Annotated in this window: 24 protein-coding genes (1 of these 24 cut by a window edge); 12 read left to right on the top strand and 12 right to left on the bottom strand. The window is 69.3% G+C overall.

Annotated elements, in window-relative coordinates; translation table 11 throughout:
• Positions 1-1,511 carry the 5' portion of a right-handed parallel beta-helix repeat-containing protein gene (locus tag POL67_RS15300; protein ID WP_271918095.1) on the bottom strand. The gene continues 28 nt to the left of window position 1, outside the view, so the window shows 1,511 of its 1,539 coding nt (coding positions 1-1,511); its start codon is at positions 1,509-1,511; its stop codon lies off the left edge, out of view.
• A gap of 7 nt (positions 1,512-1,518) precedes the next feature.
• Between POL67_RS15300 and POL67_RS15295 the strand changes: the two genes are divergently transcribed.
• From POL67_RS15295 to POL67_RS15285, 3 genes are all read left to right on the top strand, one after another.
• Positions 1,519-2,478, top strand: coding sequence for a fumarylacetoacetate hydrolase family protein (locus tag POL67_RS15295; protein ID WP_276075678.1), 960 nt, complete (start codon positions 1,519-1,521; stop codon positions 2,476-2,478).
• A gap of 59 nt (positions 2,479-2,537) precedes the next feature.
• The gene (locus POL67_RS15290; RefSeq protein WP_271918094.1) at positions 2,538-3,695 is read left to right on the top strand and encodes a formylglycine-generating enzyme family protein; all 1,158 of its coding nucleotides are present in this window, start codon (positions 2,538-2,540) and stop codon (positions 3,693-3,695) included.
• Positions 3,696-3,865: 170 nt separating this feature from the next.
• Positions 3,866-5,965: an ATP-binding protein gene (locus POL67_RS15285; RefSeq protein WP_271918093.1), complete on the top strand. Its 2,100-nt coding sequence runs from the start codon at positions 3,866-3,868 to the stop codon at positions 5,963-5,965.
• On the opposite strand, the gene POL67_RS15280 is transcribed toward POL67_RS15285, so the two are convergent.
• From POL67_RS15280 to POL67_RS15270, 3 genes are all read right to left on the bottom strand, one after another.
• The gene (locus POL67_RS15280; protein WP_271918092.1) at positions 5,962-7,647 is read right to left on the bottom strand and encodes an LA_2272 family surface repeat-containing protein; all 1,686 of its coding nucleotides are present in this window, start codon (positions 7,645-7,647) and stop codon (positions 5,962-5,964) included. The genes POL67_RS15285 and POL67_RS15280 overlap by 4 nt on opposite strands.
• A gap of 61 nt (positions 7,648-7,708) precedes the next feature.
• Positions 7,709-8,545 (bottom strand): tetratricopeptide repeat protein, encoded by an 837-nt coding sequence (locus POL67_RS15275; protein ID WP_271918091.1) that lies wholly within the window; start codon positions 8,543-8,545, stop codon positions 7,709-7,711.
• Entirely contained in the window at positions 8,542-9,144 is a 603-nt protein-coding gene (locus POL67_RS15270; protein ID WP_136936197.1) for an RNA polymerase sigma factor, read from the bottom strand. The genes POL67_RS15275 and POL67_RS15270 overlap by 4 nt, the downstream gene beginning before the upstream one ends.
• Positions 9,145-9,381: 237 nt before the next feature.
• On the opposite strand from POL67_RS15270, the gene POL67_RS15265 reads away from it, so the two are divergent.
• Positions 9,382-10,044 carry a hypothetical protein gene (locus POL67_RS15265; protein WP_271918090.1) on the top strand — a complete coding sequence of 221 codons (663 nt, stop codon included), beginning with the start codon at positions 9,382-9,384 and terminating at the stop codon, positions 10,042-10,044.
• A 1-nt stretch (position 10,045) separates the two neighbouring features.
• On the opposite strand, the gene POL67_RS15260 is transcribed toward POL67_RS15265, so the two are convergent.
• A complete protein-coding gene (locus POL67_RS15260) occupies positions 10,046-10,393 on the bottom strand; it encodes a hypothetical protein (protein ID WP_271918089.1) in 348 nt (115 codons plus the stop codon).
• A 16-nt stretch (positions 10,394-10,409) separates the two neighbouring features.
• Entirely contained in the window at positions 10,410-10,712 is a 303-nt protein-coding gene (locus POL67_RS15255; RefSeq protein ID WP_271918088.1) for a hypothetical protein, read from the bottom strand.
• An 89-nt stretch (positions 10,713-10,801) separates the two neighbouring features.
• Between POL67_RS15255 and POL67_RS15250 the strand changes: the two genes are divergently transcribed.
• Positions 10,802-12,085, top strand: a complete 1,284-nt coding sequence (locus POL67_RS15250) for a radical SAM/SPASM domain-containing protein (RefSeq protein WP_271918087.1) — start codon at positions 10,802-10,804, stop codon at positions 12,083-12,085.
• A gap of 33 nt (positions 12,086-12,118) precedes the next feature.
• Here POL67_RS15250 and POL67_RS15245 read toward each other — a convergent pair whose 3' ends face one another.
• The gene (locus POL67_RS15245; RefSeq protein ID WP_271918086.1) at positions 12,119-13,411 is read right to left on the bottom strand and encodes an alpha/beta fold hydrolase; all 1,293 of its coding nucleotides are present in this window, start codon (positions 13,409-13,411) and stop codon (positions 12,119-12,121) included.
• Between the two features lie 11 nt (positions 13,412-13,422).
• Here POL67_RS15245 and POL67_RS15240 point away from each other — a divergent pair, with 11 nt between their 5' ends.
• The 3 genes from POL67_RS15240 to POL67_RS15230 all read left to right on the top strand — a co-directional run bounded on the left by POL67_RS15240 (position 13,423) and on the right by POL67_RS15230 (position 16,850).
• Entirely contained in the window at positions 13,423-13,983 is a 561-nt protein-coding gene (locus POL67_RS15240) for a DUF6992 family protein (RefSeq protein WP_271918085.1), read from the top strand.
• Between the two features lie 158 nt (positions 13,984-14,141).
• The gene (locus POL67_RS15235) at positions 14,142-15,989 is read left to right on the top strand and encodes a vWA domain-containing protein (RefSeq protein ID WP_271918084.1); all 1,848 of its coding nucleotides are present in this window, start codon (positions 14,142-14,144) and stop codon (positions 15,987-15,989) included.
• Between the two features lie 12 nt (positions 15,990-16,001).
• Positions 16,002-16,850 carry a hypothetical protein gene (locus POL67_RS15230; protein WP_271918083.1) on the top strand — a complete coding sequence of 283 codons (849 nt, stop codon included), beginning with the start codon at positions 16,002-16,004 and terminating at the stop codon, positions 16,848-16,850.
• On the opposite strand, the gene POL67_RS15225 is transcribed toward POL67_RS15230, so the two are convergent.
• From POL67_RS15225 to POL67_RS15210, 4 genes are all read right to left on the bottom strand, one after another.
• Positions 16,847-17,839 carry a Rieske 2Fe-2S domain-containing protein gene (locus POL67_RS15225; protein WP_271918082.1) on the bottom strand — a complete coding sequence of 331 codons (993 nt, stop codon included), beginning with the start codon at positions 17,837-17,839 and terminating at the stop codon, positions 16,847-16,849. The genes POL67_RS15230 and POL67_RS15225 overlap by 4 nt on opposite strands.
• Before the next feature lies 1 nt (position 17,840).
• Positions 17,841-18,974, bottom strand: coding sequence for a flavin-containing monooxygenase (locus POL67_RS15220; protein WP_271918081.1), 1,134 nt, complete (start codon positions 18,972-18,974; stop codon positions 17,841-17,843).
• A 31-nt stretch (positions 18,975-19,005) separates the two neighbouring features.
• A complete protein-coding gene (locus POL67_RS15215; protein ID WP_271918080.1) occupies positions 19,006-20,208 on the bottom strand; it encodes a pyridoxal phosphate-dependent aminotransferase in 1,203 nt (400 codons plus the stop codon).
• Positions 20,209-20,337: 129 nt separating this feature from the next.
• On the bottom strand, positions 20,338-20,874 hold the full coding sequence (locus POL67_RS15210; protein ID WP_271918079.1) for a chalcone isomerase family protein: 537 nt from the start codon (positions 20,872-20,874) through the stop codon (positions 20,338-20,340).
• Positions 20,875-21,114: 240 nt separating this feature from the next.
• Between POL67_RS15210 and POL67_RS15205 the strand changes: the two genes are divergently transcribed.
• Genes POL67_RS15205 through POL67_RS15195 form a run of 3 tightly spaced genes read left to right on the top strand, consistent with a single transcriptional unit; the run spans position 21,115 to position 24,728 of the window.
• A complete protein-coding gene (locus POL67_RS15205; protein WP_271918078.1) occupies positions 21,115-21,375 on the top strand; it encodes a MoaD/ThiS family protein in 261 nt (86 codons plus the stop codon).
• A 9-nt stretch (positions 21,376-21,384) separates the two neighbouring features.
• Positions 21,385-23,223: an aldehyde ferredoxin oxidoreductase family protein gene (locus POL67_RS15200; RefSeq protein ID WP_271918077.1), complete on the top strand. Its 1,839-nt coding sequence runs from the start codon at positions 21,385-21,387 to the stop codon at positions 23,221-23,223.
• The gene (locus POL67_RS15195) at positions 23,220-24,728 is read left to right on the top strand and encodes an alpha-amylase family glycosyl hydrolase (RefSeq protein ID WP_271918076.1); all 1,509 of its coding nucleotides are present in this window, start codon (positions 23,220-23,222) and stop codon (positions 24,726-24,728) included. Before POL67_RS15200 ends, POL67_RS15195 begins: the two co-directional genes overlap by 4 nt.
• On the opposite strand, the gene POL67_RS15190 is transcribed toward POL67_RS15195, so the two are convergent.
• The gene (locus tag POL67_RS15190; RefSeq protein WP_271918075.1) at positions 24,729-25,535 is read right to left on the bottom strand and encodes a hypothetical protein; all 807 of its coding nucleotides are present in this window, start codon (positions 25,533-25,535) and stop codon (positions 24,729-24,731) included.
• A 117-nt stretch (positions 25,536-25,652) separates the two neighbouring features.
• Here POL67_RS15190 and POL67_RS15185 point away from each other — a divergent pair, with 117 nt between their 5' ends.
• Positions 25,653-25,910 (top strand): hypothetical protein, encoded by a 258-nt coding sequence (locus tag POL67_RS15185; RefSeq protein ID WP_271918074.1) that lies wholly within the window; start codon positions 25,653-25,655, stop codon positions 25,908-25,910.
• Positions 25,911-25,950: the final 40 nt, after the last annotated feature.

Here is a 25,950-nt window from a genome sequence, read left to right as displayed (position 1 = left end):
CCGAGGATCAAGAGTAGGCCGAGCAATGCCGATGCAGCATGACTCGTCGGCTCGTTCGTGCCCCAACGGCATCCGCAGCCTTCGACGTCCACCGCGTCTCCGCTCCCGTCCGCACCTCCGCTCGCGCTTCCGCTTCCGCCTACACCTCCGCTCCCGCCTACACCTCCGCTCCCGCCTCCGCAGACGATGGTCGGCTTGATGGCCTCGGCCGGCTTCCATCCGGGGTTCGCGCCCGCCCCCGCGTACGCGCCGCGGAAAGCGAAGTCCTTGCGAGGGCTGCCGTTGAAGTCGCACGCGTGCTCGGGGTCGTCCACGAACGCGGACGTGTCGAGCGGGCTCGTCTCGGCCTTGCCGGGCAGCGGGTAGAAGTCCATGTCGCCGAGGACGAGCGACGGCTTCTGCACGTAGTTCGCTGCGTTCGCTGCGACGTCGACGAGGTTCGAGCCCGTGCCCGTGCTCGGCCCGGAGACGGCCTCGTCCGCGAACACGAGGTTGCCCGCGACGAGATCCCCCTCGGTCGCCTCGCTGCCAAAGACGACGGCGCGCTTCGCCGCGTAGAACGTGTTGTCGTAGACGCGCGCGTAGAGGAGCGGGAAGCCGTCGTGCGTCGTGAGCCGAAGGGCCGTGTCTGCGACGTCGACGAAGAGGTTGTCGTGCACGGAGACGCGGCCGGTCGCCTGCAGGAGCGACTCGCTCGTGTTGTGCACGAAGACGTTGCCGTAGATCTCCGTGAGCGCGCCTGCGCCCGGTCCGCTCGGAGGCGGGCCGCCGACGAACAGGTTCGGCCGCGCGCCGTCCGGGCTCGGTTGGTCGTCCTCGAGGAAGACGTTGTGCCGAAGGATCGTGCGTGGCGCGTCGATGTTCGGGAGCGCGGTGTGCGCAGGCCAATCGTTCTGGTTCTTGATCTGGATGCCGTAGCCGATCGTGCGCTTGACGAGGTTGTACTCGATGACGGCGCCCACGAAGGGATCGGCGTAGTTCGAGTTGCCGAAGTACATGCCCGTGCCGGCGCCGTCGATGACGTTGCGGCGCACGATCCAGCCGTAGGTCGGGGTCTTCGTGGAGATGGCCACGGTCTGCTGCGAGCCGCTCTGGCCGACGAAGGTGCAGCCCTCGATGCGCACGTGATGGACGACGTTGTTCGTGCCGTTCTTGGCGCTGACGCTGAACACGCCGGGGATGCCCTTGCCGTCGACGGTGAGGTTCTCGATCGCGACGTACGAGGCGTTCACGAGCTCGACGGTGTTGCAGCAGGCGTCGCCCTCGAAGATCGCCGGCGCGCCGGAGGCGGGGCCGCGGACGGTGATCCACGCGTCGTCGGTGCCGTTCAGGTTCGTTATCGGCAGGCCCTGCGTGTACGTGCCCGGGGCGAGGACGAGCGTGTCGCCAGGCTTCAACGTGTCCAGGAGATCACGGTAGTTCGACGGATCCGCGTCGATGTCGGCCGCGTCCGCGACGGCAGCGGCGAGGAAGATCGAGAAGAAAGCGAGAGAGGCATGGCGCTTGCGCATGGCCCGCATGGTAGCGAAGCCCCGCTGCACGAGCGCGAGCGCCGCTCAGCCGCTCCTCGATGAGACGGTCCACGAGATCCCGGTACATGCGGGCCTCGGCGACGATCCGATCGACCACGACATCAGCCCGGACGGGCGTGGATCCCGCGAGCGCTGCGCCGAACGCGAGGACCCGCATGCTACGCTCGGCGGAAGCACGATGACCACGTTCGCACGCATCGATCGAGGCGAGGGGCGCGCGGCTTTCGCGCGTCTCGACGGGGACAGACTCCGCTTGCTCGCAGGCGCGCCCTGGGAACGAACATCCGAGACGGGCGAGGAGGTGCCGCTCGCCGGCGCGCGCCTGCTCGCGCCGGTCACACCCACCAAGATCGTGTGTGTGGGTCGGAACTACCGCGCGCACGCCGCCGAGCTAGGCAACGACGTCCCGGCCGAGCCGCTCCTCTTCTTCAAACCGCCGTCGTCGATCGTCGCCGCAGACGAGACGATCGAGCTTCCCGAGGAAAGCAGCCGTGTCGATCACGAGGCCGAGCTCGGCGTGGTGATCGGCGCGCGTTGCCGTCGCGTCTCGGAGGAGCGCGCGCTCGACTTCATCTTCGGGTACACGTGCGTCGACGACGTCACGGCGCGGGATCTGCAGAAGAAAGATGGCCAGTGGACGCGGGCGAAGGGCTTCGACACCTTCTGCCCCACGGGCCCGCTCCTCGTCACCGGGATCGATCCGAGCGCGCTCGCCGTGCGTTGCCGCGTGAACGGGGAGATCCGGCAGGATGGGAACACGCGCGACATGCTCTTCTCGATCGCGCGGCTCATCGCGTACATCAGCGGCGTCATGACGCTCGAACCCGGGGATCTCATCGCGACCGGGACGCCGCACGGCGTGGGTCCGATCGTGGCCGGCGACGTCGTGGAGGTTGAGGTCGAAGGCGTGGGGACGTTACGAAATCCGGTCCGCCCGCGCGGCTAGGCCGCCGCTCTCTTGGCCACGCGGCGAGGGCGAGGACACAATGAGCGGCGCGATCCTCGATGCCCCTCGATCCTCCCCGCCCCGACTCCGTGCCGCCGCTCGCCTCGACGCTCGTCGAGGCTCCGCGAGCGCCGCGCCTCGGGCGGCGAGCGCTGAGCGAGGCGGCGCTCGTCCTCCTCGCGCTCGGCACCGCCGTGACGCTCGTCCTCTCCGTCACCCTCCCGCCGCAACGGCGCCTTGAAGCACGCCGGCTCGCGACGCGCGTCCCCGCGCCTCCGCCGCCCCGCACGCTCGCCTCGGACGATCTCGACCGGGAGCCCGAGACGCTCGACGAACAACGCGCGCGCTTGCTCGACCGCATGCGCGCCGGCCTCCGTTTGTCGGAAATGCAGATAGACGCCGTCCGCGCGGTCTTCGACGCCTCGTCCGTGCTCGGCCAGGGCAACCCTGCGATCTCGCGCCACCCGATGTCGCGCTCGGAGTGCCGGCGCGTCCGCCTCGAGGCCGGCGTCACGGAGACGAACGTGGCCGCCTGCGGGGCGCCTTCCATGGTGCCGCTCTACGATCCTTCGTCCGGCCAAACTGCGGAAAGCGCGCGGGTCTGCATCGACCAGCTCGAATTCCCGAACCTGCCTTGTGAATACCCCGTCGTGCACGTGCGTGCGAACGAGGCGGCTGCGCTCTGCCGGGCCGTCGGCAAGCGCATCTGCGACACGCACGAATGGGAGGGCGCCTGCGCGGGCGCAGTCCGAACGCCGGAGGCCGAATACGAATGGGGGCGACCACGCGCCGAGGCGACCTGGTACCACAACTACAAACGCGAAAAAGTGTGGGCCTACGGCGCCGCCCGAAACCACGCCCTCTGCGGCACGTCGAGCAGCCGCACCTCCGGTTGTCCGGGCGGCGGCTACGACCAGTGTGGTTCGAACACCTATCCCGCCGGCGCCTTCCCGGCTTGCCAGAGCCCGCTCGGGGTCTTCGACATGCACGGCAATGCCGCGGAGCACATGAACCTGCCCACGTTGCCCGAGGAGCTCGCCGCGAGCGGCGGGCTCGGCTTCACCGAAATGAAGGGGAGCTGGTTCGTGTTCGCCACGATCGAGGCACACGAGGACGATTGCCGCTGGCGCGCGCCGAGCTGGCACGAGACGCGCCTCGGTAGCGAGAATAGTCACGCGAACTATCACCTCGGCTTCCGCTGCTGCAAAGACATCTAAAAGCCGAAAGCCTGCCGAACGAAGAATCTCACGAAGGGCGGTCGTATCCACGGCTCCGCTTCGGCTCCTGCGTGCGTCGACGTGGCGTCGCGCCTGCTCCGCAGTACACTCGACGGTACAGGGAACGGGACCGTACCGAGGGAGCCCTCGGCGCCGCCTGATCGGTTCAATTGCCGCATCACCGGAAATTCGCCCTTGCCGCCGAGACGTCCAGGCACGCGCGTGCCGAGCACACGCATCTGCATATTCTGGCAAAAGCGGCGAGTCGGCTGGTCCTCTGCGACGAGCCGTCGCACCTGCTCGGATCGCTCTTCGAGGAGCTGGCGAACGACCTCGGCGTCGAACTTTACTTCAATTTCCTGGTCGGCGAAGCGCCAGACACCCTCGTCCTCGCGTCGGCCGGGGGGATCTCGCCGGAGGACAGGCTCAAATATCGACAGATCGCGTTCGGCCAGTACCTGTGCGGGACCGTCGCCGCGACCCGCAAACCCCTCATCGCCTTGGACCTCCAGCGTTCGAACCTCGATCCCGGGGTGGACCTGAAAAAGGCGGGCGTGCAGGCTTATGCGGGATATCCGCTCATGGTGCACGGCCGCCTGCTCGGCACCCTGGCATTCGCCACCACGAAACGCCCGCACCTCCGCGCCGACGATCTCCAGCTCATGCAGATGCTCAGCGACCAGGTCGCGGCGGTGCTCGAACGCAATCGCCTGGTCCGGAGCTTGCGGACGAGCGAAGAGGCCGCGCAGCGCCATCTCGCGCTCCTGCAAAACGTTTATTCGACCGCCCCGGTGGGCCTCTGCTTTCTCGATCGGAATCTCCGGTACGTGCACGTCAACGAGACGCTGGCGCGCATCACGGGCCGGCCCATCTCCGAGCACCTCGGCCGCACGCTCGGGGAATTCATTCCAGACGCCACCCCGTTCAAGGAGCTCTGCCAGCGGGTCCTCGAATCGGGGCGGGCCGTCACGAATTGCGAGCTCCGCCATGCGCGGCCCGAGGGCGATCGGCATTGGCTGGTCAGTGTCCACCCCGTGCACGACGAGGCGTCGACGCTGCTCGGCATCAACGTGGTGGTGCAGGAGGTCACGGAGCGAAAGCGCGCCGAGCAGGCCCTCCGCGAGAGCGAGCAGGCCCTCCGCGAGGCCGATCGCCGCAAGGACGAGTTCCTCGTGATGCTCGCCCACGAATTGCGCAATCCCCTCGCCCCGATTCGTACGGCCATTCAGGTCCTCGACATCACGGGGGGCGACGCGCCGGACGTCGTGCGCACGCGCGAGATGATCCAGCGCCAGGTGACGCACATGGCCCGGATGATCGACGATCTGCTCGACGTCTCGCGCGTGGCCCGCGGCAAGATCGAGCTGCGCAAGGAGCCTTGCAGCCTCGCGCGGATCGTCCGCCAGGTGGCCGACGATTATGGGCCGGCGTTCCGGGGCAATGGCATCGAGCTTCACGTCGCCCTGCCGGACGAGCCGGTGTGGACCCTCGGGGATCCCACCCGCCTGGCACAGGTCATCGGCAATCTCCTGCACAACGCGCTCAAATTCACGGATGCGGGCGGACAGGTGCATGCTTGCCTCGTCACGGATCCCGCGACGAACAGCGCGACGATCGTGGTGCAGGATTCGGGGATCGGCATGGAGCCCTCGATGATCCCGCGCGTCTTCGAAACCTTCAGCCAGGCCGATAGCAGCCTCGATCGAAAGCGGGGTGGCCTCGGCCTCGGGCTCTCCCTGGTGCGGAGCCTGATCACCTTGCACGGCGGATCCGTCGAGGCGTACAGCGAGGGTCCGGGACGCGGATCGACCTTCCGCGTGCGGCTGCCTCTCTCGTCCGCGCCAGATCGTTTCACCAGACAAACGGAGCCCGCCCGGCCCGTCTCCCCTGCGCGGGAGGAGGCCTTGCGGGTGCTCGTGGTCGAGGACAACCGCGACACGGCGGACATCCTCAAGGAATTGCTCGTCCTCCTCGGGTATCGCGCCGAGGTCGCGTATACCGGTCCTTCGGGGCTCGACGCGGGACGCAAGCTCGCGCCGGACGTCGTGCTCTGCGACCTCGGTTTGCCGGGGATGGACGGCTATGCGCTGGCGCGGGCGCTCCGGGCCGATCCGGCGACGGCGCGGGCATACCTCATTGCGCAGACGGGGTACGGCCACGCGGAGGATCGCCGCCGCGCGCGGGAAGCAGGCTTCGATCTGCACATGACGAAGCCGATCGATCCGACCGAGCTCGAACGCGTCTTGTCCTCGGTCGCGGCGCGCGCTTAAAACGTCCGCAAGCCAATCGTCACGCCGGGCCAGCCGAGCACGGGGCTCGAGGCGCTCAGATCCAGGCTTCCACTGTCGTACGGGGCGAGCAAGGCATCTTCCACCGAGCGTGCATTGACCACGGTGTAACTCGGGCCTGCGAAGACGCCGAGGCGCGCGCCAATCTCCAGGGCGGCGACGACACGCGCCTGCGCGAGGAATGCGGTGGGAGCGAGGCTCGGCGTTTCGTGCAGCGAATAGCCGAGGAGGTCGACGTCGACGGAGAAACGCTTCGAAAGTTGCACGTGCCCGCCGAGGCCCAAGCTGAACACGAGGCGCCGCTCGGCGCCCACGAGGCGCGTGCCGACACCGTAGATGTTGTGGATGTAATCGCCGCCGTGCTCGATACCGGCCATCACGATGCCCGTCTCCTGCCCCCATAGATCGATGTGCAGACGGCCGCGACGGATGATGTTGAGCAGGCCAAACGACAACGTGGAGCGGTCCGCATAGTTGACGAGCCCGAACTGCAACCCTTTGACCGGGCCCGTGGCCACGTTGACGGTGCCGAGCTGGATCCCCGATACGGCGCCCGCGATGTTCAACATGCCGAGCTGCGCGCCGACCACGTCGCCGGCGATGTCGAGGGCGCCCATTTGCACCCCTTTCACCGGGCCTGCGACGATATCGATGCTGCCCATCTGCACGCCGCGCAGCGAAGAGGCGAAATTCAATCCGATCGCCGCCTGCATGCCGCGCACGGGACCGGCCACGATGTTGGCGACGGCGGTGAGCTGCGCGCCGCATGCGAATTCGCGCTCGATGTTCAGTCCGAGCCCGATTTCGAGGCCGTCGAGGCCCGTGCCATACCCGGCGAGGAAGTTCGCCGAGAGGTTGTGCACGACGTTCGACCCCCGGCTCGTCGACGTGCCGATCCGAGGGAGCGCGTTGGCGCCCGCAAAAAACGGCGTGGCATCATGACGCCAGCAAGGCGCGAGCTCTTCGAGCGAGGGCGTACGCGTGGGCGTCGTGGGTGGCTCGACCGCAGGCGCGGGCGCACGCGCAGGCGCGGCCTTTCGTGGCGCGGGTTCGCCTTTTGGCGGCGGCGCCTTCGCGGGCGCTTCCTGCGCAGGAGCCTCGGCTTTTTCCGCGACGGGAGGCGCAGCGGGTGCGTCGCTCGATGCGTCGCTCGGCGCTTCGCTCGGTGTTTCCTTCGGCGCTTCGCTCGGCGCAGCCGCGGGTTTGTCCTCGGGCCGTTTGCCGAGGAGCGCCGCGAGCTCGGCGGCCTCGTCGCGCGCGAGGTTCCCCGCGAGCAAGGCCAGCGTGTCCGCCGCGCGCTCGGCGTCGTCCGGAAGATCGATCGTGCGACCCACGATCGCGCCCTCGCCGTCGGCGCGGTACGTCAGCGTCACGCGCCGCCCGCCCTCGCCGCGCAGCACGAACGAAGCTTTCCCAGCAGGCGCCGCGCCCGAGAGGACCACGGCTTTGCCAATCTCCCGGCCGATCGCCGCGCGCACGGCTTCCGGATCGACATCCCAGGGCAAACCTTCCACGACGAGGACGACCGCGCTGCCCGTCGGCTCCTCGGCATGCGCCGCGCGGGTGAAGGTGGGCATGGAGAGCGGGCCCGCGGCGAGCAGGGCGACGCGGAGCGCGAGGAGAATGGCGCGCGAGGCCCTCGTGGCGGCGTCGTTTCGGTTCATCGCGGACTTCGTGCCCGGAGGGGACGCATTCGTTCTTTCGATGCACACGATTCGAAGGAAATCACGGCGTGGGGCCGCGCATCGCGTCGAGCAGCGCCTTCGCCTCGGCCTTGCGGTAGCCGCCGAAGGAGCCCGATGCGAAGAGCTCCAGCGTCCGCTCGGCCTCGGCCGTTCGTCCGAGCCGCACGAGGCAAAGCGCCCGGTTGTAATGGGCCTCGGGCGCGAACCGACCGCGCGGCGCCGCCCGCAAATAAGCGTCCCACGCCGCGAGCGCGCCGGCCGGATCCCGCGTGACGAAATGGGCCTGGTGGGCGGCGCGGTACAGCGCGTCGTCCGTGTCGACCTGAGGCGCAGGCGCCGCGGCGGGAGCTTCGACGACGGCCGTTCCGGTCGATGCGCTCGGCTTTGGAGACGACGCCGCCGCTACAATCTTTGGTGCTGCAACCGCTTGAGCACCCACGGTCTCGGGAGGCGCGGCCTGCGCCTCGCTCCGCAACGGCGAAACCTCGGGCTCGGCCGCCTCCTCCGCGGACGGTTCCGCCTTCTCTGCAGGCGCTTCCGCCTTCTCCGCGGGCGCCGCGTTTTTCGCGACAGGCCTCCCCACGGGCGGATTCGAGGGCGCCGCCGCGGGCGCCTCCTCTTCTTCTCGTCCGAACCCGAGATCGTGCTTGAGCTCGTACCAGACGCTCGGCAATCGGTGCGTCGCCTCGGCCCACGCGACCGAACCCACGAGCACGGCCGCGAGGGGGACGAACACCCGGATCGCCGCGAGTTTGCGCGCGCGACGCGACTTCAGCGTGGCGAGGACGCGGGCGCGCGTCTCGGCTTCTCGGCCCTTCGATGCATCGGCCTCTTCGCGAAGCGCGCGGGTGGCGGCGCGGAGCACGTCGTCCTTCATCGGCTCTCCTCCTCATCGAGCAGGGCCCTGAGCTTCTGCTTCGCGTGGAACAGGCGCGTGCGCGCCGTGGCCTCGGGCACGCCCATGATCTCGGCGGCCTCGCGCGCGCTGCGATCCTCGACCTCGCAGAGCACGAACGCCACACGTTGCGGGACGGGGAGCTGATCGAGGGCGCGGTCGAGCGCGCGGGCCAGCGCGGCGCGGCTCACGTCTCGCTCCGGGTTCGGTGCGTCCGGAAGAGGCTCGCGGCCGAGCCGCTCCAGGGCCACGCGGCGACGGGCGGCGGAGCGGAGATGATGGCGGGCGTGGTTCACGGCGATCGAGACGAGGAACGTCTTGAGCGACGACTCGCCGCGGAACCGCTGCGCCGCGCTGGGCAAGCTGACGAACACGTCGTGAACGAGGTCCTCGGCCGCGGCGTCGTCACCGGTGAGGCGGCGGGCGAAGGCGCGGACGGTGGCGTAGTGCTCGTCGTACACCTCGGCGATCGCGGAGCTCTCACCGCGACGCAGCCGCTCCACGAGCTCTTCCTCGACCCGAGCGGCGCTGGCCGTGGGGCGCGAGAAAAAGAGAGGCGCAAGCAAATCGAGGGCCCTCATCGCCCCTCTTCGTGCCCGCAACAAGGGCGTTCGTTCAAGGCCCAACGTCGATTTCGTGCCCCTCCGGGCGAACGTGCCCGCGCGGACGGACCGAGGGCTCTACGGGCCGTGTTCTCTCGTACAAACGGAAAAGAATTGAACGAACGGCGCGGGACGGGGCACCCACGGACGAATCGACGGGAGGCGCGTGGTGACGAGCCTTCGTCGGGACAAACCTACCACCGTTCGAGGTGACGAATGATGACGCGTCGCGCGGCCCATGCGTGGGCTACCGGGTTGTTTCTGTCCATGGTGACGGTGACGGGCGGGTGCTACTTCGAGCACGGCAATGGCCCGTGGGACGATGAGTGGTCGGAGGGGACCGGCGGTTACGGGCCGGCGGGGATCTGCAACGACATGTGTGATCACCTCGCTGGCTGCGGGGCCATCGACGCCGACGCGTTCGTCGCGTGCATCGATGGTTGCAATGCCCAGCACGCGTCGACGCCTTACCTGGTGGAGACGGGCTGCATTTGCGTGATCGAGGCGGGGTGCGTGGATCTCGGCGCCTATCAATGTCCGGGCGCGCCGCTGCCCCCTCCGCCCGGCAGCGGCGGCGAAGGCGGCTACGGCGCCGGCGGCGGCAGCAGCGAGACCGGCGGCGGCTACGGCACCGGCGGCAGCGGCGAAGGAGGTTGGTCCTCGATCGAATGCCAGGCCGATTGTGATTGTGCGGGCGGCGCGTCCTGCATCGACGGCGCGTGCAAGGTCGCCTGCGTGGCGTCGTGTGAATGCCCGACGGGCCAGAGCTGCGTCGGCGGGTATTGCGAGGCCCCGCCTGCGCCGCAGCTCCCCTGCCAGGTGGATTGTGATTGCCCGAGCGGTCAGGTGTGCAGCGCGGGCGTTTGCGCGGGGGATTGAGCTACGAGCGCTTTTTGCTCTTGTCGTCCGGTGGTGTGGGCGGGGGCATGGGCGTGTTGGCCGGCAGCGGCGGCGCGCCATACCCCGGGGCCGGCGGCGGCGCGTTGCTCGAGGGATCCCAGGGGCGGAGCGGCGGGCCCATTCCCCAAGGCTCGGGCACTTCCCCCGGCGGCAGTGGCGGGCGGAATGGCTGGGGTTGCATCTGGACGAACCCCGGCGGAGGCACGGGCGCAGGCTGCGGAGCCTGCGCCATGGGCGCCGGTTGCCGGAAGTGGCAATGCCTGCACACGTCGTCCGTCGGTAGATTGAGTCCACCGCACAGGGCACACGGTCGGGTCATGGAGGACATCGCCGAACCTCCTCGTTCAATCCGTCCCGGCGTCCTGGGTGCCACCCGCGCCGCCGTCGCCGCCCGCGCCGCCGTCGCCGCCCGCGCCGCCGTTGCCTCCCCCGCCCGATCCGTCGATCGGCGGAACGCCATAGGCCGCGGTGACCACGCAGCCCTCGGCCGCCGCGGCCGCGAGGGTCAGACCGAGCAGGAGCGCGGCCGCGCTGCGCAGCGGAGCGCCGCTCTCGCCGCGCAGACGAGCGCCACAATGAGGGCAATCGTTCTCGGTCGATCGCGCATGACACCCACAAGCCGAACAGAGCACGAGCATGGGAGGCATGGGTGTCATCGTCGCAACGACCTGGCAGCCTCGTCAAGCGCTCTCGTGCCCCGCGACACGAAAGCACGAAACGGTTAAGCTCGGCGCCCATGGCCGAGCTTCGGATCCCCACGACGACCCCCGCCCCCCGCGCGCGCAGGCCCGAGGACGGCGACGCGCCCATCCCTCTCTTCGCCGTCTGGGAGCTGACGATGAAATGCGATCAGCCCTGCCAGCATTGCGGGTCGCGCGCGGGCCACGCCCGGAACGCCGAGCTCTCGACGGACGAGGTCTTCGAAGTCGCCGACGGCCTCGCCCGCCTCGGCTGCCGCGAGGTCGTGCTCATCGGCGGCGAGGCGTATCTCCGCGAGGACATCCACGCGATCGTCGGTCGCCTCGCCCGGCACGGGCTCCGCGTCATCATGCAGACGGGCGGCCGCGCGATGACGGTCGAACGAGCGCGAAAGCTCCGCGACGCCGGCCTCACGGCGCTCGGGGTCTCCGTCGACGGCACGGCGCCGATTCACGACGAGCTCCGCGGCAATCGAGGCAGCCACGCCGCCGCGATGCGCGCGCTCGAAGCGGGCGCCGCCGCCGGGCTGCTCCTCACCGCGAATACGCAGATCAACCGCCTGAACATGGGCGTCTTGCGCGAGATCGCCACGGAAGTCCGCGCCCGCGGCGTGCTCGCGTGGCAGGTGCAGATCACGGTGCCCATGGGCCGCGCGGCCGATCGGCCCGAGTGGATCGTCGAGCCGTGGCACGTGGTGCCGATCATCGACACGCTCGCGGCCATTCAGCGCGAGGCCGCGATCGAGGGCCAGGGCAAGGGCTGGATCTTCGACGTCGTGGCGGGCAACAACCTCGGCTATTACGGCCCGCACGAGGCCCTGCTCCGATCACGGCCGGGCGGCCAGGAGGCCTACTGGAGCGGCTGCCGCGCAGGCATTTCCGGCATCGGCATCGAATCCGACGGGACCGTGAAGGGCTGCCCCTCGCTCCCCACGGCGCCTTACGCGGGCGGCAACGTGCGCGCGATCTCGCTCGACGCCATCTGGGAGCACGGGGAGGCGCTGAAGTTTTCCCGCGAGCGGACGGAGGACGAGCTATGGGGGTTCTGCCGGACCTGTTATTTCGCCCCGTACTGCCGCGCAGGCTGCTCGTGGACGACCCATTGCACACTCGGGCGGCGCGGGAACAACCCGTTCTGTTATCATCGCGTGAAGGAACTCGAAAAACGCGGCGTGCGCGAGCGGATCGAGAAGCGGAAAAACGCTCCGCAACAGCCCTACGACTTCGGCCTGTTCGAGCTCGTGGAGGAGCCGCTCGGCGCAGAGCCCGTCGGCCTGTCGGGCGAGGCGCCGCGGCGCAGGTTGCCGATCGCTTCCGATTGACACGCGTGGCCAAAGGCCGCGCGCTCGGGAGCTTCATCGACGAGGTTCTTCGCTGATCAGCCCCTCGAGCGCGAGCCATTCGAGCGTCGTGCGGAGAATCCCCTCGTCCCACACCCCGGCGCGTGGATTCGTGTAGCTCTGCACGTGGCTCTCGTGCCTGCGCATGTCGTGCCCCACCTGGTCGAGGAGCACGAGAAGCGACCGCCCCGGGGAAGCGCTCGCGATCTCGTCCGCGATCATCCGCCCCTCGTCCGGCGGAATGGCGTGATCGTAGCGGCCGTGCAGCACGAGCACGGGCACGGTGGTCGCCCTCCAGAGCGCGGGGAGATCGAGGCGCTCGATCTCCCGGAACAACGAGACATGCCGGCCGAACATCGTCTCGCCGTGGCACGAGGGCCCTTCGAGCCACGCATGCTCGGGGCGCGCCGCAAAGACGTCTCGCGGGAACATGCCATCCCGACAAACGCTCACGTGCATCTCGCTCCACGCGGCGACGTGTTCTTCGAGCGCCTCGCCTTCCATCCCGGCGAGGATGCCTTGGAACCGCGTCGCCCGGACCATACAATCGACCCATTTGCGCGAGGTCGTGCCGAACACGACGATGCCACACGCCCGTGTGCCCTCACCCGCGAGAAGCGGCGCGATCATCCCCCCGAGGCTCTGGCCGAAGAGCACGATCCGCCCCACGCGCGGGTCCTTCGCCAGGGATTCGAGTGCGGCCCGTGACCCCTCCACCTCGTCGAAGAAGCCCAGGGTTTGGCAGGGCGGACCCTCGCTGTCGCCCACGCCGCTGCGCTCGACGCGCATCGTGGCGATCCCCGCGGCAGCGAGGCCTTCGAGGAGCCGTCGCATCGGATCCTCCGGGTCTTGCGAGAGCTCACAGGACCCCGTACGCAGGCCCGAAAGAAAAAGCATCCCCGGGAAGGGCGGCTTTCCGGACGTCGGGATCGCAAGCAATGTCCTTTGCCGCCACGATCCCCGCACGGTCACGTGTCCCAGACGAACCTCCGCCCCCGCGATATGCTCGACCGGCAGCGCCGTGGCCTTCCCCGGGAGCGTCACGCGCGCGCCGTCCCGCACGATCTCGAAATGGAGCGGCGCGCCGGGCACGAGGCCTCGCACGAGCGCGACGAGCGCGCGCGGCTCGGACACCGTCGCGCCGCCCAGCGAAAGCAGGCGATCGCCCGCACGCACGCCCGCGAGCGCGGCGGCCCCGCCTTCGGCCACCCGCACGACCGGGAGGCCCTCCGAGGCGCCCTCCGCGGGACACGCGCGTAGTTCGAGGCCGAGGAAGGGTCTTCGGGGGAGCGCGTCGTCTTGGTACATTCCAAACCACGATGCCACGGCGTGCCCTCGGAATCCACGTCCTCGCCTTGCTCCTCGCGCCCGCGATCGCGCGCGCCGAGCCGCCTGCGCCCGCGATCGCGCCCGTGCCGCTGCCGGTACCGAAAGGTCCCGATCCCGCGGCCCTCGCCGCACGCGAGGCGCACCTCGAAACACAGACGCGAGCGATGACCGTGCTCACGAGCTGGGCCGTCGCCAGCATCGCCACGGGCGCCGCATTATGGGCCACGGGCGGCGACGCCTACACGCGCTCGATAGGCATCCAGAACGTCGCCTGGGGCGCGGTCGACGGCGTCATCGCCGGGTTCGGCTACCACGGCCTCGCGAAGCAACGCGGCCTCGACAAACCCCTTTCCTCCTGGCAGGCCGAGGACCGCAGGATGCGGACGATCTTCCTCGTGAATGCGGGGCTCGACGTCCTGTACGTGACGGCCGGGGCCTTGATGGTCGGGTTTGGCAAGAACGACTGGGTCCGCGGCGCCGGCGCGGGCGTCGCCCTGCAAGGCAGCTTCCTCTTCGCCTTCGACACGGCCATGGGGCTCGGGGCCCGTTGACCCCCCTGGCGACGCTCCGACAACGGCCGACGCTGCGAGTTCCCGCTCCCCTTGGGTTCGAAAATCGGCGAAGATCGGCGGGGTCGCCGTAGATCGTCCGCGGCCCTGCTTCGTCGAACCGCACCGAACACGTCGTCTCGAGCCTGAGGGATATGACCATGTCGCGCATGTCGAAGAGCGGTACCTCGATGATCCTCGGAAGCCTCTGCCTGGCGAGCGTCGTCGGCGGCGGCGGGTGCACGAAGGCAGCCCCGAGCAACGAGGAAGCACCCGCGCTGTCGCCCGACGAGCCGAACACCCGGGCCAAAGGTGAGCAGGGCTTCTTGGCCGACGACGCCAAGCAGGAAGCACAGGCGGGCAAGTACGGCGTCCGCGGCGGCGACATGAGCCGCGCGCCGGGCGACGCCCCGGCCGCCGCGGAGAAAGCCAAAGCCGGCGGCGCCGCCGCCCCGCCGCCCGCCCCGACCCAGGCGTTGATCCCGCCCGCCGCGAATGACGCGCCCACGATCGATCCGAACGGCCGGTTTGCCACGACATACCGTCCCGGCGGCGGCCACCTCGCCGCGTTCGAGTCCGCCGTTGCGCGCGGCATCATCCCCGCGGGCGAGCGCGAGCTCGTCTCGGACATCGGCGCCCGCTACGTCACGGGCTTCGAAGTCCCGAAGGGCAAGGCGCTCGGCATCCAGGCCGGCCTGGAGCGCGGAAAACTCCCGCCCTCGGGCAGCCCGTTCCACCTCCGCCTCACGCTGAAATCGAGCCCCGACAAACCTGCTGAGCGCCCGCACCTCTCCGTGCACCTCGTCCTCGACGTGAGCGGCTCGATGCAAGGCGAGTCGATCAAGCAGGCCCGCGAGGCCGCGAGCGCGCTCGTCGACAAGCTCGCCCCGAGCGATGATTTTTCCCTCGTGACGTTCTCGACCGACGCCGAGGTGAAGATCCCCGACGGCCCCGTCGGCGCGCGCCGCGAGGCCATCAAGAAGGTCATCGCCGAGATCAAGGAAGGCGGAGGCACCAACATTTCGAGCGGCCTCGAGCTCGGGTATGCGCAGGCCGAGACGAAGACCATCCCGCAGGACGCGGTGAAGGTCGTGCTTTTGCTCTCCGACGGCCGCGCGAACAGCGGGATCAAGTCGGCGAGCGGCATCTCGAAGCTCGCGCTCGACGCCTTTCAGAAGGGCATTCAAACGAGCACGTTTGGCCTCGGCACGGATTACGACGGCGCGCTCATGAGCGCGATCGCCGAGGATGGCGCGGGCGGCTACTATTACCTGCGCGACGCGGCGCAGATCGCCCCGGCGCTCGGCACCGAGCTCGACAAGCGCCTCGACCCGGCGGCGACGGCCGTCGAGGTCCGCGTGCGCCTGAAGAAGGGCTTTGATCTGCTCAAGGTCTACGGCTCGCGCCGCCTCTCGGAGGCCGAGGCGCAACGCGTGCGGGCGCAGGAAGTCGCGGCGGACGAGCAAGCGGCGAAGCGCGACAACATCAAGCAGGACCGCAAAGAGGACAACGAGGGCGGCATGCGGTTCTTCATCCCGGCCTTCGCCGCGGGCGATAGCCACGCGTTGCTCTTCCAGCTCCGTGCGGGCGCCGGCGTGGGCAAGGGGCAGCTCGCGCTGGTCGAGCTCAAGTACAAGGACCGCATTTCCAAGAAAAACGTGACCGAAGAGTTCCCGGTCGACATCGAGTGGGCTGACTCCGACGCGGCGAGCGGGGCGACGATCGACGGCTCCGTGGCCCGCACGATCCAGGGTTTCGCCGCGGGCGAGACGCTGGCGCGCGCGGCGCAGAACGTCGCGGGGGGCGACAAGCAGTCCGCGATCAGCCTGCTCACCGAGCGCGAGACGATCCTGCGCGAGGCGGCGAAGACCCTCGAAGAGCCGCTCTTCCTGAAAGACGCCGATCGCCTCGCCCGCATGCGCGAGCACGCGGCGCAAAGCACGGGCATGGGGGATCCGCTCCTCTTCGCCATGCTGCTCGAGACCGCGAGCCGCTCGCACCTGCGTTAGGCTGAAACGGACATGTCCGATCCGATCGTCCTCAAGATCCCGCTCGACCAACCCGCCGTGCACGTGGACGTGGCGGCGGGACAAACCATCACCCTGCGCGGGTTCTACACGTCAAAGCACGACGGCTCGATCCTCGACGCGGCCACGACGACCTGGCCGAAGGAGGCGCCCGGAGGCGCGTCGGTCGATCCGGTGGGGCTCGTGGAGGTGGAGGCGGGCGGGTTTCACCTGACGAAACGAAACGTGGATGCGCACGAGGCGGAGCTCCTCGCGACGGGCTCGGGCGCGGAGGCGTGCGCGGCAGCGGGCGTCGAGGCGCCGTGCCTCGTGGTGAACAAGCGAATCGCGCTGCAAAAGCGGCTCATGGGCTGGGAAGAGTTCAAAGGCTCGCTCGTCGGCGAGGGGATCACGGCGACCCTGCCGCCGCCGCCCATGGTGGAGGTCGCGCCCGGCGTGATGCCGTATGTGCAGGCGGGCGCGGGCGTGGTGATCGCGGCGGCGGTCGGATTCGCCGCGTGGACGTGGAAAAAGAAGCGGGACGCCTCGCCCGCGGGGCAGATGCTTTCGCTCGCGCGTGGGGTGAAGGATCAGCTCCGGCGCGCCGATCCGGTGCTGGCGGCGCCGCTCGCGCCGGCGGTGGATGCGGCGATCCGGTCGTTACGCGAGCGGCGCGTGGATCCGGCGTCTGCGGAAGGAAAGCGGGTCGCCGAGGCGCTACGGAAAACGTCGGCGCGGCTCGATGCCTCGATGCGGGAGGAGCAGGCGGCGAAGGAGCAGGCGGCCGCCGACGAGCTCGTGCAGGAAATGGAAGCAGCGCTCGAAGCCGCCGACGAGGTGAAGCGCGCGCACCGCGCAGTCTAGCTACGGCCGCGGTAGATCGTCTCGATGCGCTTTCGCGCGAGCCCGAGCGGTTTGTCGAAGCGGCTCAAGGTCCGGCCGCGGAGCTCGGGCCGTTTGTCCGCGAGTTTGCCGAGAAGCGTGACGTCGCGCCGCAGCTCCATCACCACGAACGCACGCGTCAGGAGATACGTGAAGGCATTGAGCCCGTACCGCTCCCACGGCGCCGCGAGCGCGTACGAGAGCGCGAAGATGTCCGTCCGTTCGGCCGTGACGGGCACGAAAAAGACCACGATCCGCAGGGCATTCGGCCGCCGCTGCCGCGTCGCTGGGTCGAACCAGTATTGGTCGTAGACCGTGTAGACCGGCGAGAACCACGTGGTCCAGTCGTCCACGAAGGTATCCCCGGGCTCGATCTGGAGCAGCGAATACAACGGCCGCGGGAGCGCCTTTTGCGGGCCCTCGTTGACGACGCGAACGCTCGTGTCCGTGCTCGTCACCTCGCACGTGATCTCCGGCATGCGCTCGCGTGGATACCCAAGCAGCGCGTGGACCTCGGGCGTGTGCTCGACCTCGATGAAATTGTCGAGCGTGACCTCGAGCGGCGCCTCCGCCCGGTGCCGCGTTTTGCCGATGAGGTGATAGCCGCTCACGTCGATCGTGGGGAACACGACCGGAGATTCGCGGCGCTTGATCCAGATCAGGCCGAATCGCTCGATCACGTCGAAGGCGTCGGCGCAGGGACGCGCCGCGGGCGTGGCCGGGCACCTTCCCTCGCCGTCCGGCGCGAAGGACCAGCCATGATAGGGACAAACCAGCCGCCCGCCCTCCACGCGCCCCTCGCTGAGGCGCATGCCGCGGTGCGGGCACACGTCGGCGAGCGCGCCGAGGGTCGCTTTCCCATTCGAGGCGCGAAACAGGACGAGCTCGTGATCACAGACGCGGACGGGCGCGGGCTTCGACCCAAGCGCGTCGGCGAAGAGCACCGGATGCCAGTGATCGAGCCCGGCCATTTCAACGTTTCTCCCCCGCGAGGTGCTCCGCGACGCGCTCGGCCTCGATCGCGATGTCGTGCAGCGCGCCGGTGAGCGGGTTCCGGAAGCCGATGAAAAAGAGCCCCGGCGCCCCCGGCACCGGCTCACCGAAATAACGAGGATACCCCCGTTCGTCGAGCCACCCCTCCGCGTCCTCGAAATACTCGGAGATCCCGGTCCGATACCCCGTCGCGAGGACGACCGCGTCGAAAGGGCGCGTGGTCTCGTCGACGAAGTGCACCTCGCCAGGGCTGAAGGAGCGCACGTCCTTCACCACGTCGATCTGCCCTTGCTTGACGAGCTCCAGCGTGCCCACGTCGATGAGCGGGATGCGCTTTTTGAGGACGACCTGCGAGATCGGGCCGAGCTTGGGGCGCGTGAAGCCGTACGGCGTGAGGTCCCCGAGCATCCGATCGAGGGCGAAAAGCGAGATCGCGTCGGCGATCTTGGGCGGCAGGCGCGAAAACAGGAAGAGCGAGCTGATCTGCGAGGGGACGCCCGTCAGATCCCGCGGCACGACGTGCACGGGGCCGCGGACCGAAAGGGAAGGCTTGGCGCCGTGCTCCCAGAGGTCGAGCGCGATCTCCGCGCCGGAGTTGCCCGCGCCCACGACGAGGACCCGCTTTCCGCGCCAAGGATCGCCGTTCTTGTAGCGGGAGCTGTGCAGGATCGGTCCGCCGAACGAGGCGTCGCCCGGCCACGTCGGGACGTTGGGGACGCGGTTGTACCCCGTGGCCACCACGAGCGCGCGCGACTGGTACTCGTTCGCCTCGGTGCGGAGGACGAACCCCCCGTCCACGCGCCGCGCCGAGCGGACGTCCTCGCCGAAGAGCGGCGTCAATTCGAAGTCGTGGGCGTACGCGTCGAGGTACGCGACCATCTGCGCCCGCGACGGGTAGGTCGGCGTGCCGGCAGGCCATGGCATGCCCGGCAATGATGAAAAGCGCTGCACGGTGTGCAGGTGCAGCCGCTCGTAATGGTTCCGCCAGGACGATCCGACCTCGGCCGATCGCTCGAGGATCTCGAACGAGATGCCGCGGGACCGCAAGCACGCCCCGACGGAGAGCCCCGACGGACCGGCGCCGACGACGATGACTTCGGTCTCTTCGCGCATGCGGCGCACTCTAGGCGATCCGTCGCGGCGCTCAACCTTTCGCGACGGACGTGACGACGATCTCGATCGCCCGCGCGAAGATCTCGGGGCGAGGCAGCAAGCTGACCACGAGAAACCCCTCGCGCTCCATGTCGAAGAAATACCCCGGATGCACGACGATGCCGTGCTCACGCACGAGCGTTTCGACCCAAGCGTCCTCGTCGCGCGTCCGCGGCACTTCGAGGATCGCGTACCAGCCGCCGTCCGTGGGCAGGCGCCGGACCGCAGCGTCCTCGCCCGCGGCCACGAGCGCGCGATCGAGCGCCGCGAGGTTTTCCGCGGTTCGCGCGCGGACGGGCCCTTGCACCGAGGCGCGCGCGGCGAGCAGCTCCGGCAGCGCGAGCTGCACCGGCGTCGACGCCGAGAGGTAGGTGTCCGCGACGAGCTCGAGCCGCGCGATCGCCTCGTCACAAAGCGCGTCGGGGCCGTAGACGAGCGTCCAGCCGAGCTTGCATTGCGGCAAAAGCAGGCTCTTCGAGAGGCCACCGAGCACGAACGTGAGCGCCTCGCGCTCGCCCGCGAAGCTCGGGAGCCGATCCGCGGGCAAGGCGCCGTGCGGATACTCGGCGAAGACCTCGTCCACGATGAGGGCCATGCCGTGACGCGCGGCGATCCTTCCGACCTCGATCGCCTCGTCGCGACGCACGAACGTGCCGGTGGGGTTGTTCGGGTGCACGAGGACGATCGCGCGCGCGTGGCCCTGCGCCACTTCGGCAGCACGATCGAGCGCGCCGAGATCGATACGAAAACCTTCCTCGCGGAGGAGCGGGTACGTGGCGAGCTCGACGTCTTCGAGCCGGGCGAGGAACTCGAAGAGCGGGTACGAGGGCGCCGGGACGAGCACCCGATCGCCGCGCTCGCAGAGCAGCTTGAAGAGCCACGTGTACGCCTCGCTGGTGCTCGCGCTGAGGACGACGCGGTCCTCGCGGGCAGGCAGGCCGCGCTCGTGGAAGGAGGCGGCGACGGCCGCGCGGGCCTTCGGGTGGCCGAGCGGAAGCGGCGCGTACGTCGCGCCGCGGGGATGGCCGAGCAGGGCGACGAGCGGCGTGGTGTCGACGATCCCGGCGCGCGTGGGGTTTGACTCCGTGAGGTCGATGAGCTCGCGGCCCGAGCGCGCGGCGGCGGCGAGCAGGGTGGTCAGCGGATTTTCGGTGCGATCCCAGTCGGTTCGTCGGGTGAAGGGGGCGGGGGCCATGCGAGGCGCGGAGCTTGTCGCCGGGGGCCGTGGCGGGCAAGGACGCCAGGAAAAACGAAGGCCGGCGTCGTCCTTGTCGTGACGAGCAGCCGGCCTATGCGTGCGGAGCCGAGGGCGCCGCGTCTTCGTTCACAGCTTGCTGATGAGCGCGTCGCCGAGCTTCGGCTGGTCGATCTTGCCGAACCAGATGCTCCAGACGCCCTTCATGAAGTCGACGCCCTCGACCGACGCGCTGCCGCCGCCGCCCACGCTGACCGTCGTGGTCTTCTTCGCGGCGTCGTAGACGATCGAGATCTTGGAGTTCTCCTTGAGCTCGCGGGAGAAGGCGGCGAGGAACTTGTCGATCTTGCCCTTGTCCGCGTAGCCGTTCATCGCGAACGCGTCGCGCAGCGTCTGCACGACCTTCTCGTGATCCACGTCGCGCTTCATCGACCACTCGAACTTCTTGTCGATGTCCGCGTCGATCACGGCCTTCTTCGACTTCTCGACCGCGCCCTTGATGAAGTGCGAGATCTGGTAGACGTTCACGTCGACGAGGACCACGGTCTTGACCCGGATCCCGCTGCCCGTGAGTTTCCAGTCCTCGGCGAAGGCGCTCCCGCCGAACAGGAAGAGAGCCGCGAGGATCGAGAGGAAGAGGGGAAGCTGTCGCCTACGAAGTTGCATCGCGCTGACCTCCGCCGATGGGGGTGGTGGCTTTCATGACCGCCCCGGCCCGCGAAAACGCGTGCGCGGGCTGCCGGAATGACCCACGGCCTTCGTTTGACGTGAAACCATGAGAAGCCACGCACCGTCAAGCGACGAATTTCAAAGGATGTTCGTGACGGGATGCGTCAAAGGTCTAGGCGAGGAAAAACCTCGTGGGATTCGAGGGGCGCGCGTGCAGTGTGCTGGTAGGTTTGCCGCGTGGTGACCATCGAGCTTTACGGCGTGGCTCGTCTGCGCGCTGGACGCGCGGCGATCGAGGTCGCCGCGTGCTCGCTCGGCGAAGCGCTCGCCGCCCTGGGCGTCGCGTGCCCAGCGCTCGAGCCCCTCATCGTCGCGGGCGGACGCCTCGCGCCGGGCTGGCTCGTGGCTCTCAATGGGGCGCAGATCACGGCCGATCCGGAGATGGCGCTCGGCGAAGGGGACGTCGTGGTGCTGGTGTCCGCGGACGCAGGCGGTTAGAAACCGTGCATGGGGCGCGGCGGTTTCTTCGAGCGATATCTGCGCGTCGACCTCGGCCGCCGGACCGCAGAACACGTGCCGCTCGACGAGGCGACGCGGCGCGCCGTCGTCGGCGGGGTCGGGCTCGGCGCGCTGCTCCTCACGCGCGAGACGAAGCCGCGCTTCGATCCGCTTGGCCCCGAGGCCGCGCTCGTGCTCGCGTTCGGTCCGCTCGTGGGCACGCCGCTCACGACCTCGGCGAAGCTCGCATTCGTGGCGAAATCGCCGCTCACGGGGCGCATCTCGGACGGGCTCTCGTCGTCGTCGTTCGCCATCGCGGGCAAACGCGCGGGGGTCGATGCGATCGTGATCGTCGGGGAGGCCGCGGAGCCGTCGATCGTGCTCATCGACGAGGAAGGCGCGGAGGTCGTGCCTTGCCCGGATCTATGGGGGCGTGATTTTCAAATTTCAGAGGCGAGTGAGCGCCTCGGGAAGGAGTATCCCGAGCATCGATTCGCGGTCATCGGGGTCGCGGGCGAGCGGCTCGTGCGATACGCGGGCATCGCGAACGAGGGGCGTCACGCGGGGCGCGGCGGGCTCGGGGCGGTGCTCGGCGCGAAACGCGTGAAGGCGATCGGCGTGCGCGGCAGCCGGGCCGTGCCGCTCGCGGACGCGGAGGCAACGTTGCGCATCGCGAAGGACCTCGCGCGCCGCTCGCTCGGGCCCGCGACGGAAAAATACCGCTCGCTCGGGACCGTGGCGAACCTCTCGACATTCAACCGGCTCGCGGCGCTGCCGACCCGCAATTTCCAGGCGAGCACGTTCGAGGAGGCGCGTCGGATCGAGGGCGAGGTGCTGCACGAGACGCGCGAGCGGGGCCGGGGTTCGTGCAAGAATTGCACGATCGGCTGCGAGCATTTTTACGAGGTTCGTCCGGGGCAGCGGCCCGTCAAGATGGAGTACGAGAACCTGTTCGCGCTCGGGCCGCTCTGCGGGATCGGCGACCCGGAGGTGGTCCTGCGGGCGTCGTCAGCGTGTGACGAGCTTGGGATCGATACGATCTCCTCGGGCGGGACAATCGCGTTCGCCATGGAGTGCGCGGAGCGGGGTCTCTTCCCGGCGGGTCCGCTCGCCGAGGAGGCGCGGGATCTGCGGTTCGGCGCGTGCGAACGGATGCTCGCGCTGCTCGGCGACATCGCGCGGCGGCGCACGGCGCTCGGGGATTTGCTCGCGGAGGGGAGCCGGCGCGCGGCGGAGATGTTGGGCGGGGACGCGCCGTCCTTCGCGCCGCACGTAAAAGGGATGGAGATCCCGGGCTACGAGCCACGCGCGCTGCAAACGATGGCGCTCGGCTTCGCGGTGGGGACACGCGGCGCGGACCACAACCGGAGCGGGGCGTACGAGGCTGATTTTTCGGGGAAGGTGAATCGATTCGAGGCGAGCGAGGAATCGGCCGCGCACGCCGTGGCAGCGGAGGATCGGGCAGCGGTGATGGATGCGCTGATCCTGTGCAAGTTCTTGCGCCGGGCGATGGAGAATTTTTTCGGGGAAGCGGCGGAGATGCTGCGGGCCGTGACGGGATTGCCATTCGAGGCGGAGGAGCTCGAGCGCGCGGGCGGGCGGATCACGCTCGTGCGGCGGCTGTTCAACGAGCGCGAGGGGTGGACGCCGGCGGAGGACACGCTCCCCGCGCGGTTCTTCGAGGAAAAACTCCCCGGCGGCGCGGCGAAGGGCGCGGGGATCGATCGCGAGGGGTTCGCCCGGTCGATAAAGGCGTATCATGCGCGGCGCGGCCTCGACGAACAGGGGTACGTCCCGGCGGACATCGCGCAGGAAATGGCGTCCCTGCTCGGGGGGAGAAAACGATGATCCTTGGTGATACGAGCGTCCACAGCCCGGCCCTCTACGAGATTTTCGCGCGCATGTGGCTCTACGATCTCGGACGCGTGAAGGGCGCGCGCGTCACGCTCGCGGACGTGCCCGACGAGGAGCTCGATCGGCTCGCGCGGCTCGGCTTTGATTACGTGTACCTGATGGGCGTGTGGACCCTCGGCGAGGTGGGGCCGAAGATCGCGCGGGAGATGCCGTCGCTCCACGCCGAATACGAGCGGGCGCTGCCCGATCTCGAGCCGGCGGACGTGATCGGCTCGCCGTTCGCGGTGGCGCGGTACGCGGTCGATCCTTCGCTCGGCGGGGACCAGGCGCTCGCCGTGCTGCGGGAGAAACTTCGGGCGCGTGGAATCGGGCTCCTGCTCGATTTCGTGCCGAACCACCTGGCGCGGGATCACCACTGGATCACGGAGCGACCGGAGCTCTTCGTGCGGGAGGCGAACGGGCAGATCGCCTGCGGGAAGGATCCTTATTTCCCTCCGTGGACCGACACGGCGCAGCTCGATTTCCGCGCGGCCGAGACGCGGCAGGCGTCGATCGAGGCGCTGCTCGACGTCGCCTCGCGTTGCGACGGCGTGCGGTGCGACATGGCGATGCTCGTGCTCTCGGACGTGTTTCGGCGGACGTGGGCCCATGCGCAGCGGGCCGAGGGGACGCGGGAAGCCGAAGGCGAGTTCTGGGCCGACGCGATCGACGCCGTACGGGAGCGATATCCGAATTTCGTGCTGCTCGCCGAGGCGTACTGGGATCTCGAATGGCGGCTGCAGACACTCGGATTCGATTATACCTACGACAAGAGCATGTACGACCAGCTCCTGCACGGCTCAGCGCGCGCGGTGCGCGGGCACCTCTCCGGGTCGTTCGATTACCAGGCGCGCTCGGCGCGATTCTTGGAAAACCACGACGAGCCACGGATCGCGTCCGCGCTGCCGCCCGATCGGCGCAAGGCGGCGACGGTGCTGCTCGGGACCGCACCGGGGATGCGGTTTTTCCACGACGGGCAACTCGAAGGGCGAAAGGTCCGGGCGCCGGTGCAGCTCGCGCGGCGCGCGGACGAACGCGTGGACGAGGCGAGCCTCGCGTTTCACCACGCGCTGCTCGATGCGATGAAGCTCGACGTCCTCCGGCGCGGGCGCTTTGCGATGTTACCGCCGCGCGCCGCGGGGCCGGGGAGCACGAGCTTCGAATCGTTCGTCGCGTATCGCTGGGATGCGCGGACGAGCGCCGTGGTCGTCGTGGTGAACCTCGGCCCGTCCCGCGGGCATTGCAAGCTGACGCTGGATCTGGCGGGGATCGCGGGGAGGCAGGTGCGGCTCGTCGACCGCATCGGGGGCGAGGAATACCGGCGCAGCGGGGACGAGCTGCTCGACGATCGGCGAGGGCTCTACGTGGAGCTGCCGGCGTACGGCGCGCATCTGTTCGAGGTCAAAAAGAGGGAATCGATGGGCGCGTTCGTCCCGCCGCCCGACTCGCCCCGGCGGTAGTTACTGGGGTTTCGCGAAGATGGTGCCCGCGGCGCGGTGGGAGAGCTTTTGCCATTTGGCGTACGCGGCGACGGCGCGTTCACGAATGGTGGTGGGGGACGCTCGCTCGCCGATCGCGGTGACGACCGCGTCGAGAACGTACCCCTCGGGGGCCATGAGGGAGCGGGTCATGAGCCACGTCTCCGAACCCGCGGCGCGCAAGGCGGGGCCGAAATAAGGCTCGGAGTCACAGGCCAGGACGAACGAGGGAATGGCACGGGCGCGCTCCTCGGCGCCCGGCGGCGGCGAGAGGCGCACGCCATCCATGAGGCGGTTGTGGCCCGCGTATCCGGCGACCGAGATGCGCACGTCGCGCTCTTTGCCGCCGTCGCGGAAACGAATCCGCCCGCCGCGGGTGGCGAGGCGCCAGAAAGCCTCGACGGCGCGGTCGATGGAATCGCCGTGGTAAGCGTCGAGGACGATGATTTGCTCGATCGTCTCGCCGGATTTGCCGCCAAACGGCTCGGCCGAGACGTTGCGGCGATAGACCACGCGTTCGAGGCGCGCGCCCTCGGCGCTCATGACGTCGAGGCGAGTAAAACCGCTCTTTTTGCGGTCGAAGAAGCGGCGGTGGCCGAACGCAGCGCCCCAGTAGAGGTTCGTGTCGAGGCGGTCGGGATCCCCGGCGACGTTGCTGCCGCAATCGATCTGCTCATTCGAACAAAGAGGGACGATGACGTGGACGACGAGCGGCTCGGCGGCCTGGGCCGAGGTCGCCGTGAGGAGGATCGAGACGAGGAGGACGAGGAACCAGAGGGATCGAAGCATGGTGCTGTCCCCTCATCGGCGGAGCTCGGCGAAGTGTGACGGGGTCGCGTCGATTTACCTGCCGGCGAGCGCCCGCGCAGGGCGCAGGGCTAGGGCTTCGTGTACGCCCAGGAGACGTTGAGCTTCTCGTTCTTCGTCATCCCGTCGAGCCCCATGCTGAAGCCCCCCTCGCCGAAGTCGATGAGTTCGCCCGAGGACGAGAAAGGTCGCCTCCTCGCCGGGCAGCCGTCCGACGCCTCGTCGGGCCTCTCCCTCGTGAAGGCGCGCAATGGGCCCCTCCGCGACGCAGAGAAAAAGGCAATGCTCCGGGCGCGGAGCCCCCATGCCGCCAAGGAAACCACCGGCGAGGTGGATACGACCCCCGAGGCGCCCTGACGAAACCACCCGACGACCCGGTCCGGACCCCCTTCCAAGT

It is taken from the genome of Polyangium mundeleinium (assembly GCF_028369105.1).
GTDB lineage: Bacteria > Myxococcota_A > Polyangia > Polyangiales > Polyangiaceae > Polyangium > Polyangium mundeleinium.
Note: the sequence above shows the minus strand (reverse complement) of the source record. Positions and strands in the feature narration are given on the sequence as shown.

Coding starts and splice junctions, on each gene's coding strand:
- POL67_RS15295 (WP_276075678.1), top strand. CDS start 1,519: ATGGTAGCGAAGCCCCGCTGCACGAGCGCGAGCGCCGCTCAGCCGCTC.
- POL67_RS15290 (WP_271918094.1), top strand. CDS start 2,538: ATGCCCCTCGATCCTCCCCGCCCCGACTCCGTGCCGCCGCTCGCCTCG.
- POL67_RS15280 (WP_271918092.1), bottom strand. CDS start 7,647: ATGAACCGAAACGACGCCGCCACGAGGGCCTCGCGCGCCATTCTCCTC.
- POL67_RS15275 (WP_271918091.1), bottom strand. CDS start 8,545: ATGAAGGACGACGTGCTCCGCGCCGCCACCCGCGCGCTTCGCGAAGAG.
- POL67_RS15270 (WP_136936197.1), bottom strand. CDS start 9,144: ATGAGGGCCCTCGATTTGCTTGCGCCTCTCTTTTTCTCGCGCCCCACG.
- POL67_RS15265 (WP_271918090.1), top strand. CDS start 9,382: ATGATGACGCGTCGCGCGGCCCATGCGTGGGCTACCGGGTTGTTTCTG.
- POL67_RS15260 (WP_271918089.1), bottom strand. CDS start 10,393: ATGTCCTCCATGACCCGACCGTGTGCCCTGTGCGGTGGACTCAATCTA.
- POL67_RS15255 (WP_271918088.1), bottom strand. CDS start 10,712: ATGCCTCCCATGCTCGTGCTCTGTTCGGCTTGTGGGTGTCATGCGCGA.
- POL67_RS15250 (WP_271918087.1), top strand. CDS start 10,802: ATGGCCGAGCTTCGGATCCCCACGACGACCCCCGCCCCCCGCGCGCGC.
- POL67_RS15245 (WP_271918086.1), bottom strand. CDS start 13,411: ATGTACCAAGACGACGCGCTCCCCCGAAGACCCTTCCTCGGCCTCGAA.
- POL67_RS15240 (WP_271918085.1), top strand. CDS start 13,423: ATGCCACGGCGTGCCCTCGGAATCCACGTCCTCGCCTTGCTCCTCGCG.
- POL67_RS15235 (WP_271918084.1), top strand. CDS start 14,142: ATGTCGCGCATGTCGAAGAGCGGTACCTCGATGATCCTCGGAAGCCTC.
- POL67_RS15230 (WP_271918083.1), top strand. CDS start 16,002: ATGTCCGATCCGATCGTCCTCAAGATCCCGCTCGACCAACCCGCCGTG.
- POL67_RS15225 (WP_271918082.1), bottom strand. CDS start 17,839: ATGGCCGGGCTCGATCACTGGCATCCGGTGCTCTTCGCCGACGCGCTT.
- POL67_RS15220 (WP_271918081.1), bottom strand. CDS start 18,974: ATGCGCGAAGAGACCGAAGTCATCGTCGTCGGCGCCGGTCCGTCGGGG.
- POL67_RS15215 (WP_271918080.1), bottom strand. CDS start 20,208: ATGGCCCCCGCCCCCTTCACCCGACGAACCGACTGGGATCGCACCGAA.
- POL67_RS15210 (WP_271918079.1), bottom strand. CDS start 20,874: ATGCAACTTCGTAGGCGACAGCTTCCCCTCTTCCTCTCGATCCTCGCG.
- POL67_RS15200 (WP_271918077.1), top strand. CDS start 21,385: ATGGGGCGCGGCGGTTTCTTCGAGCGATATCTGCGCGTCGACCTCGGC.
- POL67_RS15195 (WP_271918076.1), top strand. CDS start 23,220: ATGATCCTTGGTGATACGAGCGTCCACAGCCCGGCCCTCTACGAGATT.
- POL67_RS15190 (WP_271918075.1), bottom strand. CDS start 25,535: ATGCTTCGATCCCTCTGGTTCCTCGTCCTCCTCGTCTCGATCCTCCTC.